We start from the raw sequence: 15,466 nt of genomic DNA, 5'->3' as shown, positions 1-15,466 counted from the left end.
AGTAGCGCTTGTTTTGGGCGGTTAGCTCAGTTGGTAGAGCATCTCGTTTACACCGAGGGGGTCAAAGGTTCGAGTCCTTTACTGCCCACCAAAACAACTAAAGTGGGGGTGTAGCTCAGTTGGTTAGAGCGATCGCCTGTCACGCGATAGGTCGAGGGTTCGAGTCCCTTCACTCCCGCCACTTTTTCCCTATTAATTAACATTTATATTATTAAAAATGTGACGTAAGTACCCTTCAACAAGAGGTAAAAACTGCTATATAGACTCAAATGCTTTCAGAATTTTTAAAAGATTACTTACCAATTATTATATTTTTGATTATTGCACTTGGTCTGAGTTGTGCTTTTGTTGTTGTAAACTTAATATTATCACCAAAACATCCAGATCCAGAAAAATTATCTGCGTATGAATGTGGTTTTGAACCCTTTGAAGATTCAAGAATGGAATTTGATGTAAGGTTTTATTTAGTGGCAATTCTATTTATAATCTTTGATTTAGAGATAGCTTTCCTTTTTCCTTGGGCAATATCATTGGGCAATATTGGAGGTCTTGGCTTTACTTCAATGATGATATTTTTATTCATTCTTACGGTTGGATTTATTTATGAATGGAAAAAAGGTGCACTAGACTGGGAATAAAATTTTAGATTATGAACTTAGAAAATAAAAATAAAGAAATTCCTGAAGAATTTAAAAAACTTGCTGAAGACTTTAGTAAAAATGGTTTTATCACAACTTCACTTGATAATTTAATAAACTGGTCAAGAGCTGGTTCATTACACTGGATGACTTTTGGTTTAGCTTGCTGTGCTGTTGAGATGATGCAAACAGCAATGCCAAGATATGATTTAGAAAGATTTGGTGCTGCACCAAGAGGGTCACCAAGACAATCTGATGTTATGATTGTAGCTGGAACTTTAACTAATAAAATGGCACCGGCATTAAGAAAAGTTTATGATCAAATGCCTGAACCGAGATATGTTATTTCGATGGGTAGTTGTGCAAATGGTGGTGGTTATTATCACTACTCTTATTCTGTAGTCCGTGGTTGTGATAAGATAGTACCTGTGGATATTTATGTGCCAGGATGCCCTCCATCAGCTGAAGCATTACTTTATGGAATTTTGCAATTACAAAAAAAAATTAGAAACAAAGGATCTTTTGAAAGGTAATTTATATGCAAAATTTAATAGATCTTGAAAAAAAAATTAACTCGGAACTTACAACTAAAATTAAAAAAACTGAGATTAGACATGAACAGTTATATATTAATATTGATAATGAAGATTTGATAGATGTAACGTTATTTATTAAAAGTAACGAGAATACAAAATTTAGACAGTTAATTGATATTACAGTTGTTGATTACCCTGAAAATGCTCAACGTTTTAAAGTTGTGTATTTGTTTTTAAGTCATGAATTTAATCAAAGAATTATATTAAGTTACCTAATAAGTGAAAATGAAGTTATTCCATCACTAACACCCATTTATCCTGCAGCAAATTGGATGGAGAGAGAAGTTTTTGATATGTATGGAGTTAAGTTTAAAGACCATCCAGATATGAGAAGAATACTTACTGATTATGGCTTTGAAGGACACCCCTTAAGAAAAGATTTTCCTTTAACTGGTCATACTGAAGTTAGATATAGCGAAGATCAAAAGAAAGTTATTAGTGAACCAGTTAAGTTAGAGCAAAATTATAGAAATTTTGATTACGAAAGCCCTTGGGAAGGAACAAAATATATTAAAGATCAAGCTGACCTTGAAAATGACAAAAAAAATTAAAACATTAAATCTAAATTTTGGACCTCAGCACCCCGCAGCTCATGGTGTGTTAAGATTAATTTTAGAATTAGATGGAGAGGTTGTTGAAAAAGCTGATCCACATATTGGTCTTCTACACCGGGGAACAGAAAAGTTAATAGAAAATAAAACGTATATGCAAGCAGTCCCTTATTTTGACAGACTTGATTATGTTGCTCCAATGAATCAGGAACATGCTTTTGCTTTAGCTATAGAAAAAATTTTAAAGATAAATGTTCCAATTAGAGCCCAATTAATCAGAGTAATGTTTTGTGAAATTGGAAGAATATTAAGTCATATATTAAATGTTACAACTCAAGCTCTTGATGTAGGCGCTTTAACTCCATCACTATGGGGTTTTGAAGAACGTGAAACATTAATGACATTTTATGAAAGAGCATCTGGTTCAAGACTACATGCCAATTACTTCAGGGCCGGTGGTGTTCATCAAGATTTACCGATGGGTCTTGAAGAGGATATAGGTAATTTTTGTGAGTCGTTCCCGAAGATAATAGATGATCTAGAAACATTATTGACTGACAACAGAATATTTAAACAGCGAAATGTTGATATAGGAATTGTAACCAAGGAAGATGCGTTAGATTATTCTTTTAGTGGTGTTATGATTAGAGGCTCTGGAGTTCCTTGGGATCTAAGAAAATCTCAACCTTATGACTGTTATGAACAACTAGAATTTAAAATTCCAGTAGGAAAAAATGGAGACTGTTTTGATAGATATTTATGTAGAATTGAAGAAATGAGAGAAAGTGTTTCAATAATCAAACAATGTTTAAGTAAAATGGAAAAAGGACCAATTAAATCATTAGATGGAAAAATTAGTCCTCCACCTAAAAAAGATATTAAACAATCAATGGAAGCTTTAATTCATCACTTTAAATTATTCACTGAAGGTTATCGTGTTGACAAAGATGAAATTTATACTGCTGTTGAAGCACCAAAGGGTGAATTTGGTGTTTATTTAATATCTGATGGAACCAGCAAACCTTACAAATGTAAAATTAGAGCTCCTGGCTTTTCTCACCTACAAGCAATGGATTATTTGATTAAAGGACATATGCTTGCTGATGTACCTGCTGTTTTAGGTTCGTTAGATATTGTTTTTGGAGAGGTTGATAGATAATGAGTTTAAGAAAACCCGCAAAAGAACAACCAGAAAAATTTGAATTCACAGCAGATAGTCTAGCCGCAGCAAAAGAAATGATTTCCAAATATCCAGAAGGAAAACAACAAAGCGCTGTAATGGCATTACTATATATCGCTCAAAAACAAAATGATAACTGGATACCACTTGCAGCAATGAAATATATCGGAAAGTTTTTAGATATGCCTTATATAAAAGTTTATGAGGTGGCCACTTTTTATACAATGTATAACCTATCACCAGTTGGAAAACACTTTATTCAAGTTTGCACAACTACACCATGCATGATCAGAGGAGCTTATAAACTTGTTGAAGCATGCAAAGAAAAAATTTCAGAAAATGAAAATGAATTATCTACTGATAAATCATGCTCATGGATGGAAGTTGAATGTTTGGGTGCATGCGTTAATGCCCCAATGATGCAAATTAATGATGACTATTATGAAGACCTAGATAAAGAAAAAACTTTAAAAATTTTAGATGAGATACTTGACGGTAAGACGCCAAAGCCAGGATCTTATAGAGGAAGAGTTAATAATGAACCTGAAAATAACAGAAAAACACTTTTGGATTTAAAAAATGCTTAACGATAAAGATAGAATATTTCAAAACCTATATAATGATAAAGGTTCAGATGTTGAGTCTTCAAAAAATAGAGGCGACTGGGTAGATACTGCTGAAATAATAAAAAAAGGTAGAGAATGGATTATAGAAGAAGTTAAATCATCGGAATTAAGAGGAAGAGGTGGTGCTGGATTTCCTACGGGTCTTAAATGGTCTTTTGCCCCAAAAGAACTTGGTTCTAGACCTCACTATCTAGTTATAAATGGTGATGAATCTGAACCTGGCACATGTAAGGATCGTGATATTTTAAGGTTTGAACCTCACAAATTAATAGAAGGATGTTTGATTGCTTCTTACGCAGTTCAGGCCCATGTTTGCTATATTTATATACGCGGCGAATATTTTATTGATGGACAAAAACTTCAAAAAGCAATCGATGAAGCTTATGAAAAAAAACTTATAGGAAAAAATGCCTCTGGTACTGGCTGGGACTTAGATATTTATATTCATTATGGAGCAGGCGCTTATATATGTGGTGAAGAAACAGCACTTCTAGAAAGCATCGAAGGTAAAAAAGGTCAGCCAAGATTAAAACCTCCTTTTCCAGCTTTAATAGGATTATACGGATGTCCAACAATAATTAATAATGTGGAAACTATAGCTGTTGTTCCGACGATTTTGAGAAAAGGTGGTAAATGGTTTGCGTCATTAGGAAAAGCGAAAAATACAGGAACTAAAATATTTTGTATATCTGGAAATGTTAATAAACCATGTAACGTTGAAGAGGAAATGAGTATATCTCTTAAAGAGTTAATAGAAGTACATGCTGGCGGAGTAATTGGTGGATGGGATAATCTACAAGCAGTAATACCAGGTGGATCTTCTATGCCTATTATACCAAAAAAAACATGTGAAACTTTAACAATGGATTTTGATTCACTTGTTGCTGAGAAAAGTGGTTTAGGAACCGCAGGTATTGTCGTTATAAATAATGATCAGGATATTATTAAATGTATGGCAAGAATTGCTAGATTTTATAAACATGAAAGTTGTGGACAGTGCACACCATGTAGAGAAGGTTCTGGATGGATGTGGAGAATGTTAGAAAGAATGGCTAAGGGAGAAGCGTCAAAAGATGAAGTAGAAATGCTTGGTGATGTTACAAATCAAATTGCTGGTCATACTATTTGTGCTTTTGGTGAAGGATCTTCATGGCCTGTCCAGGGTTTGTTAAGACATTTTAGAAAAGAAATTGAGAAACGAAACAATTTTGAACCAACAATAAAAAAAAATAATGAAGTTCCTTATTTAGTCGATCAACATTTATTGGATAAAAAAAATGCCTAAATTAAAAGTTAACAATATTGAAGTTGAAGTTGAAGATGGCTTAACAGTCTTACAAGCTTGTGAAAAAGCTGGAGTTGAAATTCCAAGATTTTGTTATCACGAAAAACTTTCAATTGCTGGAAATTGTAGAATGTGCCTAGTTGAAATGGAAAAATCTCCAAAACCAGTTGCATCATGTGCGATGCCTGCTGCTGAAGGTATGAATATTAAAACGAATACTGAATTTGTTGAAAAAGCAAGAAAAGGTGTGATGGAATTTTTACTTGCAAATCACCCATTAGATTGTCCTGTATGTGATCAAGGTGGCGAATGTGATCTTCAAGATCAATCAATGTTTTATGGGGTAGATAAATCTAGATTTAAAGAAAATAAAAGACAAGTTCCTGAAAAAAATATGGGTCCTTTAATTAAAACTCAAATGACAAGGTGCATCCATTGTACTAGATGTGTTAGGTTTGCAACAGAAATTGCTGGTGTACCAGAAATAGGAGCAATAGGACGTGGTGAAGATATGCAAATAACTACTTACCTTGAGCAATCAATGCAATCAGAATTATCTGCTAATGTTGTTGATTTGTGTCCTGTTGGAGCTTTAACATCTAAACCATATGTTTTTGAAGCAAGACCTTGGGAATTAAAAAAGACCGAATCTATTGATGTTATGGATGCTATTGGCTCTAATATAAGAGTTGATACCTATGGCTGGGAAGTTAAGAGAATTTTACCAAGAATAAACGAAGACATTAACGAGGAATGGATTTCTGATAAAACAAGACATGCTTGCGATGGTTTATCAAATCAAAGACTAGATACACCTTATATTAAGTATAATGGAAAATTTGAAAAAGCATCATGGTCTGAAGTTTTTAATATAATTAAATCTAAGTTTAAAAACACTGATAAAGAAAAAATCTGTGGGTTAACTGGTGATTTAGTCAATATGGAAACACTTTATATATTTAAAGAATTTTTTAATAAAACATTAGGTTCTCAAAATATAGAGTCTAGAGATAATTACAGTTATTTAAATCCAGGAAAGCGAGAAAATTATTTATTCAACTCATCAATTAATGGAATTGAAGAAGCTGATTTTATTTTCCTTTTAGGGACTAACCCTAGATTTGAAGCAACAATTTTAAATGCCCGAATTAGAAAATCCTATCTTCAAAACAAAACTAAAATTATTTCGCTAAATGAAGTAGGTGACCTTACATACCCTTACCAGTCTTTAGATGGAAACACTGAAACTGTTAAAAAAATTATCGAAGGTAAACATGAGGTATCTGATTTAATTAAACAAGCAAAGAAACCTATGATTATAATGGGTCAATCTGCACTAAAAAGTAAATCATCTAAATATATTTTTGAATCAATCAAGCAATTTTTAGATGAAAATAATAAACTTTCCAATGATTGGAATGCTTTAAATATAATTTCTGAAAATGCATCCACGGTAGGTGCGTTTGATCTTGGTGTATATAAAACAACTGATGGTGACAATGAAGTTTTGAAAGACTTGGAAGATCACAAGTTTGAAATTGTTTATCTTCTAGGTCTAGACACTATTAATTTTGAAAAAAAAAATGAGTTTATTATTTATCAAGGCTCTCATGGAGATAAAGGAGCGGAAATAGCAGACATTATTTTGCCAGGGGCTGCTTATACAGAACAAAATGGTTATTTTACAAATTTAGAAGGTAAATTACAAAAAGCCTACAAAGCATCATATCCACCAGAACTTGCAAAAGATGATTGGGTAATAATAAATGAACTTGCAGAGTCCATGAACCATAGAAAATTATTTAATGATAAAGATGAGCTGGATAGCAGTTTAATTAATCAAATAAATCTACATATTGAAAAAAATAACTCTTTAACTTCATCAAAAGTTAAGGAATTAATTTTTGAAAATGAATTGATTAAAATAGATAATGATTATTATTATTCAAATGTAATTGCTAGAGCTTCAAAAACTATGTCTGAGTGTAGACATTTAAAAGCAGATTTAAAGTCTACAGGAACAGAAGGTTAATTTATGGAATATCTTAATATTATTTTTTTACAAACTTACAAAATATTATTTTTATTAGTTCCTGTTTTAGTTTCTGTGGCTATGATTGTGTGGCTTGACCGGCGTATTTGGGCCTTTGTACAAAAAAGGCAAGGACCTAATGTTGTTGGACCTTTTGGTTTACTTCAATCATTAGCTGATGCATTAAAATATATTTTTAAAGAAGTTATAATTCCTTCAAGTTCAAATAAAGTAATCTTTATACTAGCACCAATTGTAACTATGACTTTGGCCTTAGTTTCGTGGGCTGTTATTCCATTCAGTGCAACTCAAGTATTGGCTGATATTAATGTAGGTGTCCTTTATCTATTCGCTGTTTCTTCTTTGGGTGTTTATGGAATTATTATGGGTGGTTGGGCTTCAAATTCAAAATATCCTTTTTTAGGTGCTATTAGATCTGCTGCACAAATGGTTTCCTACGAAGTATCAATTGGAGTTATTATTATAAATGTTTTGCTTTGTGTTGGTTCTTTAAATTTGAACGATATAATTATGGCTCAAGAAAATTTATGGTTTATAATTCCATTATTTCCAATGTTTGTGATTTTCTTTATTTCTGCATTAGCGGAGACAAACAGACCGCCATTTGATTTGCCTGAAGCAGAAGCAGAACTTGTTGCGGGTTATCAAACTGAATATTCAGGCATGATGTATGCAATGTTTTGGCTTGGAGAATATGCAAATATTCTTTTGATGTGCGCTATGGGGTCAATACTTTTTTTAGGTGGGTGGCTATCGCCCATTGATCTTTATCCATTTAACTTAATTCCAGGCGCAATTTGGATGATTTTTAAAATATTATTCTTATTTGTTTTGTTTGCCTTGGTTAAAGCTATTGTTCCAAGATATAGATACGATCAATTAATGAGACTAGGATGGAAGATATTTTTACCATTATCATTAACATGGGTAGTTCTAACAGCTAGCTATTTGTTTTACTTCAACTTATTACCGGTTAATTAATTATGAAAATTTCAAGAATATTTAAAACAATTTTTTTATTAGATTTTTTAGGCGGCTTAAATATTGCTATCAAAGAAATATTTAAATCTAAAAAAACAATAAATTACCCTTTTGAAAAAGGAAAAATAAGCCCAAGATTTAGAGGTGAGCATGCTTTAAGAAGATATCCTAACGGTGAAGAAAGATGTATTGCATGTAAGTTATGTGAAGCTGTGTGTCCAGCTCAAGCAATCACAATTGAATCCTCTGAAAGAGCTGATGGTAGCAGAAAAACTACTAGATATGATATTGATATGATGAAATGTATTTATTGTGGTCTTTGTGAAGAGTCTTGTCCAGTTGATGCTATTGTACAGGGGCCTAATTTTGAATTTTCAACTGAAACAAGAGAAGAGCTTTATTATAATAAAGAAAAATTACTCGATAATGGAGATAGATGGGAAAATGTTTTAGCAGCCAATATTAAAGCTGATAACTCTCACAGATAATTATGTTAGCGCACGCAATATTTTTTTATACGTTTTCTTTTATAGCAATTGTTTCTGCTATAATGGTAACAGTATCTAAAAACACTGTTCATTCTGTTTTCTTTTTAATTTTAGATTTCATAAGCATTTCATGCCTATTTATAATGATCGGCGCTGAATTTTTGGGAATGATCATGTTGATTGTTTATGTAGGTGCGGTTGCTGTTTTATTTTTATTTGTAGTTATGATGTTAAATGTAGCTCAACAAAAAAATCAGTGGTTTAGTGCACAGGAAAGTTCAAAACATATACCTATTGGACTAATAGTAAGTGTTATAATATTTTTCGAATTAATAATCGTAATTGGTGGATGGAAATATAAACCTGATCTTGTCTCGGCAATGTCTTTAACAATAGATAAAAATATAACCAATACTCATTCAATTGGTTACGTTCTATATACAGATTACATTCATGTTTTTCAGTTAAGTGGAATGATTTTATTAGTTGCAATGATAGGTGCTATTGTTCTTACATTTAGACAAAGATCTGGAGTTAAAAGACAAAGTTATTTTAGTCAAATATCTCGTGAAAGATCAGATGGTGTTGAATTAATTGATGTTGAGAACAATAAAGGAGTTAAATCTGATGATTAGTATAGGTTTAGGTCACTATCTTACATTGGCTGCAATAATTTTTACTATCGGCATAGTCGGATTATTTTTAAATAGAAAAAATATTATAGTAATTTTAATGAGTATTGAGCTTATTTTATTAGCTGTAAATATTAATTTAGTTTCATTTTCAATATTTTTAAACGATATTTCTGGTCAAATATTCACTCTTTTTATATTAACTGTTGCAGCGGCAGAGGCGGCAATAGGTTTAGCAATTATTGTTGTCTATTATAGAAACTCATCAACAATTGATGTTGAGAAAATTGACAGTTTAAAAGGATAATATGGAATTAGCTTTAATATTTCTTCCATTATTAGCCTCAATAACTTCAGGTTTTTTTGGTAAATATTTAGGTGATAGGAATTCAGAAGTTGTAACTAGTCTTTTTGTGTCAATTTCAGCGTTACTTTCAATTATATTATTCTATCAAGTAATTGTTAACGGATATGAAAGTAATGTAGTTGTAGCAACTTGGATTAACTCTGGAACTTTAGATGTTAATTGGTCTATTAAAGTTGATGCTTTATCATCTGTAATGCTTGTTGTTGTAACTTTAGTTTCAGCTTTAGTGCATATTTACTCAATTGGTTATATGTCTCATGATCCGCATAAGCCAAGATTCATGGCTTATTTGTCACTTTTCACTTTTTCAATGCTAACATTGGTTACCTCTGATAATTTTCTTCAGCTATTTTTTGGATGGGAGGGTGTAGGGCTTTGTTCATATTTCTTGATTGGTTTTTGGTTTAAAAAAGAAACAGCAAATGCAGCTGCAATAAAAGCCTTTGTGGTAAATAGAGTAGGTGATTTTGGCTTTGCTTTAGGAATTTTTTTAATCTTTTATTTATTTGGTACTGTAAACTATGTAGAAGTTTTTAATCAAATTCCACAAATTGTTGAAAAAAAACTTTTATTTTTAGGAATGAATGTTGGAGCAATTGATTTAATTTGTATTCTTTTATTCATAGGTGCAATGGGTAAATCAGCACAAATTTTCTTACACACTTGGTTGCCAGATGCCATGGAAGGCCCCACACCAGTTTCAGCTTTAATTCATGCGGCTACCATGGTTACAGCTGGTGTTTTTTTAGTTGTAAGATGTTCTCCAATTTTTGAATACTCACCTCTTACACTAAATATAATTACTGTTGTTGGTATGACTACAGCTTTTTTTGCTGCAACTGTAGCTTTAGTGCAAACTGATATAAAAAAAATAATTGCATACTCAACTTGTAGTCAGCTTGGTTATATGTTTTTTGCGGCAGGAGTAGGTGCTTATAATGTTGCTATGTTTCACTTATTTACTCATGCCTTTTTCAAAGCTTTACTTTTTTTAGGTTCTGGATCTGTAATTCACTCATTTAAAGATGAGCAAGATATTAATCAGATGGGAGGTGTTTATAAAAAACTTCCATATACCTATATATTTATGATTATTGGAACATTAGCTCTTACTGGTTTTCCATTCTTATCTGGTTTTTATTCAAAAGATGCAATTATAGAATTTGCGTATCTTAAAGGAAATACAACAGGATATTATGCGGCAGGTGTAGGAATTTTGACTGCTGTTTTAACATCAATTTATTCTTGGAGATTAATTTTTAAAACGTTTCATGGAGATTATAATAATAAAAAAATTAATATTAACGAAATGCACGAATCCCCATTAGTAATGCTTTTACCTTTATTTATACTTGCTATTGGAGCTATTTTTGCTGGTTTTTTATTTAAGGATTTGTTCATTGGTAATAGTAGTGGAAATAGTTTTTGGGGAGATTCAATTAAATTTTTAAATCCATTAAGTACAGAACATCCTCCTTTATGGTTTCTTTTAACTACACCAGCACTTGTATTAACCTCCATTCCGATTGCTTATTATTTATTTGTTAAAGATAAAGATATTCCAAATCGAATTGCTCAATCCAATAAACCATTACATAATTTTTTAATAAACAAATGGTATTTTGATGAACTTTATGATGTTTTGTTCATTAAATTTTCAAAAAAATTAGGAATATTTTTTTGGAAGGTGGTTGATGTTAAAATTATAGATAAATTTGGACCAGATGGAGTTTCTTCATTGATTAATAGGCTATCTTTAAAAGCAAGTAAATTTCAAAGTGGATTTATCTATCAATATGCATTTATGATATTGTTAGGATTTTCTGCGTTATTAACATTTTTAATTTTGAATTAATGAATTTTCCAATTTTATCATCTTTAATTTTACTTCCTGTAGTGGGCTCTTTGTTTCTATTATTTTCCAAAGATAAGAATTCTAATACAGGTAAATATGTTGCTTTATTTACATCGTTTGTTAACTTTTTGATTTCTTTATACCTTTGGTATCAGTTTGACCCAACCACTTCTGATTTTCAGTTTGTTGAAGATAGAGAATGGTTAAAGGGAATTATTAATTATAAGATAGGTATTGATGGAATATCAATCTTATTTATAGTTTTAACTGCGCTAATAACACCACTTTGTATAATCTCAGTTAACAATACTGTTAAAGACAGACTTAGAGATTTCCTGATTGCTATCTTAGTAATGGAAAGTTTAATGATTGGTGTTTTTTGCTCTCTTGATCTTGTTATATTTTATTTATTTTTTGAAGCTGGATTAATACCTATGTTTTTAATAATTGGAATATGGGGTGGAGCAAGAAGAGTATATTCAGCATTTAAATTTTTCTTATACACATTACTTGGTTCTGTTTTAATGCTAATTGCTATAATTTCGATCTACTGGATATCAGGAACCACAGATATAACTCAGCTTTATGAACTTGGTATAGACACCAAATATCAAAATTTATTATGGTTAGCTTTCTTTAGTTCTTTTGCTGTCAAAACTCCAATGTGGCCTGTACACACTTGGTTGCCAGATGCACACGTTGAAGCGCCTACTGCTGGCTCTGTTTTGCTTGCAGCTATATTACTTAAAATGGCTGGTTATGGGTTTATTAGGTTTTCTTTAGGACTTTTCCCAGTAGCTTCTGATTTATTTACGCCTCTAGTCTATGCCTTGAGTTTGATTGCTATTGTATACACATCTCTTGTTGCGCTGATGCAAGAAGACATGAAAAAGTTAATAGCGTATTCTTCAGTTGCACACATGGGATTTGTTACATTAGGTATTTTTACAATTACCCAACAAGGTATTGAAGGAAGTATAGTTCAAATGATAAGTCATGGTTTGGTTTCAGCAGCATTGTTTTTATGTGTTGGAGTTGTTTATGATCGTATGCACTCCAGATTAATAGCAACTTACGGTGGCTTAGTTTCGGTTATGCCTAAATATTCTATATTATTTATGCTTTTCACTTTAGCTGCATTAGGCTTACCCGGTACTAGTGGTTTTATAGGTGAATTTTTAATACTAATGGGGGCATTTAAAGATAATTTCTTAGTAGCAGTTATAGCTAGTTTGGGTGTTATTTTTGGCGCCGCATATATGTTGTGGCTATATAGAAGAGTTGTATTTGGAGAGATTAAAAATAAAGAACTTTTAAAAATGCCTGACCTTAATAATTCAGAAAAATTTATTTTGTGGTGTTTAGCAATACCAGTTTTATTTTTTGGATTTTATCCAGAGCCTCTTATTAATACGATTGAAATTTCTGTAAAAGATTTAATAGAGATGTACAATTTTAACTTAAATATGAATATAACAGAGGTACAAAATTAATGGATAATTTAAATTTTATACTACCTGAAATATTTATATCTTTGTCTATAATGTTTTTATTGCTTCTTGGAGTTTATAAAAAGAATAGCTCAAATATTGTTCATAATCTTGCAGTAGGATCTTTACTTATTACGGGTATTTTAATTTTTAATAATCCGTTAGATCAAAATATTTCACTATTTAATGATGGTTACGTTGTGGATAATCTTTCCTCATTTATGAAAATACTCACTATTTTAGGAGGTGCATTTGTTTTATCAATTTCAACAAGATATCTCAAAATATTTAAGATTTTTTTAATAGAATATCCAGTTTTAATTCTTTCTTCAATTTTAGGCATGATGGTAATGATCAGTTCAAATGATCTTATGGTTTTTTATATAGGTCTTGAGTTGCAATCTTTAGCTTTATATGTGTTAGCATCATTTAATCGAGATCAATTAAAGTCTTCAGAGTCTGGACTAAAATATTTTGTTTTGAGTGCTTTATCATCAGGATTATTGTTGTATGGATGTTCTTTGGTTTATGGGTTTTCTGGATCAACTAATTTTAATGTTATTGGTGATTTAATGAATTCATCTCATTATGGTTTAACATTTGGAATTGTTTTTATACTTGTTGGTTTGGCATTTAAGATATCAGCTGTACCATTCCATATGTGGGCACCAGATGTGTATGAAGGCTCACCAACTGCTGTCACATTATTCTTTGCAATTGTACCAAAAGTTGCAGCTCTTACGGTTTTCATAAGATTTTTATATATACCTTTTGTTAATATGATAGATCAATGGCAACCTATATTAATATTTTTATCAATCGCCTCTATGATCTTTGGTGCTATTGCTGCAATTGGTCAAAATAATCTTAAAAGGTTGATTGCATATAGTTCAATTGGTCATATGGGTTATGCTCTAGCTGGTTTGTCTACAGGTTCAAACGAAGGCATTCAAAGCTCCATTGTATATATGTCGATATACTTGGTTATGAATCTTGCCTTTTTTAGTTGCCTATTGATGTTAAAGAGAAATGATGCTTACTATGAAACCATTGATGATTTATCAGGGCTATCAAAAAATCATCCAATTTTATCATTATCATTACTAGCTATTCTTTTTTCATTAGCAGGGATTCCTCCACTAGCTGGTTTTTTTGCAAAATTTTATATTTTTAAAGCTGTCATAGAGCAGTCAATGTACTTCTTGGCTATTGTGGGTCTTTTATCAACAGTAATAGCTGCATTTTATTATCTCAAAATAATTAAGGTTATTTACTTTGATAAAGAAAAAGAAAGTTATGACACAGATCATAATATTTGGCTAAAAGGATCCCTGACTTTTTCAACATTATTAATTCTCTTATATTTTATTTTTCCAAGCAAATTAGTGGAAATTGTATCTAGAATTAATATTATTTAATGAAATTAAAAAAGTTTAATTTTAAAACTGTAAATAGTACTAACGATCTAGCCATACAAATAATTAAAAAAACCAATAATAAATCTGGAATTATAATTGCTGAAAAACAAAAAAAGGGAAGGGGTCAATATGGAAAAAAATGGACTTCTTTTAAAGGAAATTTATTTGTTAGTATTTTTTTTAAAATTAACAAAGTCCAATTATCATTGAAAGATTTAACAAAAGTTAACTGTCTTTTAGTTAAAAAATTATTATCAAAATTTTATAATGGTAAAATTACAATTAAAAAACCAAATGATTTATTAATTAATAGAATGAAAATTTCAGGTATTTTACAAGAAATATTAACCAAATCTGGTGAAAAATTTATTGTTGTTGGAGTGGGTATAAATTTGACTAAGAGTCCAATTATAAAAAACTATTTAACTACAAATTTGTTTGACTTAACTGGTACCAAAATTACCCCTAATTATGCTGCTTTAAGGTTAAAAAAAATTTATGAAACTTTTATTCCAATGTTTCCTAAATTTAATATAAAAAACTTAGATAGAAATTTAAAATGATTATTGTTGGCGATATAGGAAATACTGAAACTAAAATTTGTTTAGTAAACTCTAAAAACATTATTATTAAACGTATTACTTTATTAACAAAAAAAATAAATCACTCCTCACTTAATAAATCTTTACTTGGCCTAAATTTAAAAAATAAATCAATTAACAAATGTTTATTTTGCAGCGTCGTACCAAAAAAATTTAATGCAGTTAAAATCTTTTTTAAAAAAGTTTATAAAATTAAGTGTCACGAACTAAAAAAACTTAATTTAAATAAATTGATTAAGATTAAAGTTAATTATAAACAAATTGGTTCAGATAGATTAGCAAATGCAATTAGCATCATTAATAATAAGGATAATTTTATAATTTTAGACTTTGGAACTGCAACCACATTTGATGTTTTGATTAAAAATACTTATCATGGTGGCGTTATAGCACCTGGTGTTAAACTCTCATTGGATACATTAACCGATAAAGCATCACAAATTCCAAAGATCAATTTAAAAAAAACAAATAGAGTAATTGGTTTAAACACTATTAGTGCTGTTAGAGCAGGTTTTTTTTGGGGATATGAGGGTTTAATTGACAATATTGTTAATTTAATTAAGAAAGAGACTAAGATGTCCTTTAAAATTATTATTACTGGAGGATTTTCTGGTTTATTCAAAAATTCAATAAAAACGAAAGTTACATTAAATAAAGACATAACAATTAAAGGCCTAATCAGAGCCACTACTTTAATTAAATAA

General features: G+C 30.6%; 16 protein-coding genes and 2 tRNA genes. All 18 read left to right on the top strand.

Annotation, left to right across the window (positions count from 1 at the left end; all coding sequences use genetic code 11):
- The first annotated feature begins 15 nt into the window (after positions 1-15).
- The 18 genes from AC5SL3_RS03775 to AC5SL3_RS03690 all read left to right on the top strand — a co-directional run bounded on the left by AC5SL3_RS03775 (position 16) and on the right by AC5SL3_RS03690 (position 15,466).
- A tRNA-Val gene (locus tag AC5SL3_RS03775) sits at positions 16-91 on the top strand.
- 13 nt (positions 92-104) lie between these two features.
- Positions 105-181, top strand: a tRNA-Asp gene (locus AC5SL3_RS03770).
- Between the two features lie 88 nt (positions 182-269).
- A complete protein-coding gene (locus AC5SL3_RS03765) occupies positions 270-638 on the top strand; it encodes an NADH-quinone oxidoreductase subunit A (RefSeq protein WP_006997036.1) in 369 nt (122 codons plus the stop codon).
- 11 nt (positions 639-649) lie between these two features.
- Positions 650-1,171, top strand: a complete 522-nt coding sequence (locus AC5SL3_RS03760; protein ID WP_006997035.1) for a NuoB/complex I 20 kDa subunit family protein — start codon at positions 650-652, stop codon at positions 1,169-1,171.
- Positions 1,172-1,176: 5 nt separating this feature from the next.
- Positions 1,177-1,785 (top strand): NADH-quinone oxidoreductase subunit C, encoded by a 609-nt coding sequence (locus AC5SL3_RS03755; protein WP_494575614.1) that lies wholly within the window; start codon positions 1,177-1,179, stop codon positions 1,783-1,785.
- A complete protein-coding gene (locus tag AC5SL3_RS03750; RefSeq protein ID WP_006997033.1) occupies positions 1,769-2,944 on the top strand; it encodes an NADH-quinone oxidoreductase subunit D in 1,176 nt (391 codons plus the stop codon). Before AC5SL3_RS03755 ends, AC5SL3_RS03750 begins: the two co-directional genes overlap by 17 nt.
- Complete coding sequence (nuoE, locus tag AC5SL3_RS03745) at positions 2,944-3,552, top strand: NADH-quinone oxidoreductase subunit NuoE (RefSeq protein ID WP_011282014.1); 609 nt, start codon at positions 2,944-2,946, stop codon at positions 3,550-3,552. Before AC5SL3_RS03750 ends, nuoE begins: the two co-directional genes overlap by 1 nt.
- On the top strand, positions 3,545-4,876 hold the full coding sequence (gene nuoF / locus AC5SL3_RS03740; RefSeq protein WP_018414058.1) for an NADH-quinone oxidoreductase subunit NuoF: 1,332 nt from the start codon (positions 3,545-3,547) through the stop codon (positions 4,874-4,876). Before nuoE ends, nuoF begins: the two co-directional genes overlap by 8 nt.
- Positions 4,869-6,908 (top strand): NADH-quinone oxidoreductase subunit NuoG, encoded by a 2,040-nt coding sequence (nuoG, locus tag AC5SL3_RS03735; protein ID WP_271741176.1) that lies wholly within the window; start codon positions 4,869-4,871, stop codon positions 6,906-6,908. Before nuoF ends, nuoG begins: the two co-directional genes overlap by 8 nt.
- A 3-nt stretch (positions 6,909-6,911) precedes the next feature.
- The gene (nuoH, locus tag AC5SL3_RS03730) at positions 6,912-7,910 is read left to right on the top strand and encodes an NADH-quinone oxidoreductase subunit NuoH (protein ID WP_006997029.1); all 999 of its coding nucleotides are present in this window, start codon (positions 6,912-6,914) and stop codon (positions 7,908-7,910) included.
- A gap of 2 nt (positions 7,911-7,912) precedes the next feature.
- Complete coding sequence (gene nuoI / locus AC5SL3_RS03725; protein ID WP_006997028.1) at positions 7,913-8,398, top strand: NADH-quinone oxidoreductase subunit NuoI; 486 nt, start codon at positions 7,913-7,915, stop codon at positions 8,396-8,398.
- 2 nt (positions 8,399-8,400) lie between these two features.
- A complete protein-coding gene (locus AC5SL3_RS03720; protein ID WP_006997027.1) occupies positions 8,401-9,033 on the top strand; it encodes an NADH-quinone oxidoreductase subunit J in 633 nt (210 codons plus the stop codon).
- Positions 9,029-9,337, top strand: a complete 309-nt coding sequence (nuoK, locus tag AC5SL3_RS03715; protein ID WP_026225064.1) for an NADH-quinone oxidoreductase subunit NuoK — start codon at positions 9,029-9,031, stop codon at positions 9,335-9,337. The genes AC5SL3_RS03720 and nuoK overlap by 5 nt, the downstream gene beginning before the upstream one ends.
- Before the next feature lies 1 nt (position 9,338).
- Positions 9,339-11,252, top strand: a complete 1,914-nt coding sequence (gene nuoL / locus AC5SL3_RS03710) for an NADH-quinone oxidoreductase subunit L (RefSeq protein WP_494577511.1) — start codon at positions 9,339-9,341, stop codon at positions 11,250-11,252.
- The gene (locus AC5SL3_RS03705; RefSeq protein ID WP_006997024.1) at positions 11,252-12,745 is read left to right on the top strand and encodes an NADH-quinone oxidoreductase subunit M; all 1,494 of its coding nucleotides are present in this window, start codon (positions 11,252-11,254) and stop codon (positions 12,743-12,745) included. Before nuoL ends, AC5SL3_RS03705 begins: the two co-directional genes overlap by 1 nt.
- Positions 12,745-14,160: an NADH-quinone oxidoreductase subunit NuoN gene (gene nuoN, locus AC5SL3_RS03700; protein ID WP_271564295.1), complete on the top strand. Its 1,416-nt coding sequence runs from the start codon at positions 12,745-12,747 to the stop codon at positions 14,158-14,160. Before AC5SL3_RS03705 ends, nuoN begins: the two co-directional genes overlap by 1 nt.
- Positions 14,160-14,723, top strand: coding sequence for a biotin--[acetyl-CoA-carboxylase] ligase (locus AC5SL3_RS03695; RefSeq protein WP_006997022.1), 564 nt, complete (start codon positions 14,160-14,162; stop codon positions 14,721-14,723). Before nuoN ends, AC5SL3_RS03695 begins: the two co-directional genes overlap by 1 nt.
- Complete coding sequence (locus AC5SL3_RS03690; RefSeq protein ID WP_271741180.1) at positions 14,720-15,466, top strand: type III pantothenate kinase; 747 nt, start codon at positions 14,720-14,722, stop codon at positions 15,464-15,466. The genes AC5SL3_RS03695 and AC5SL3_RS03690 overlap by 4 nt, the downstream gene beginning before the upstream one ends.

The sequence above is a fragment of the Candidatus Pelagibacter sp. PS_34 genome (assembly GCF_059417845.1).
The sequence above is the reverse complement of the archived record's forward strand: the minus strand, read 5'-3'. Positions and strand labels throughout refer to the sequence as shown.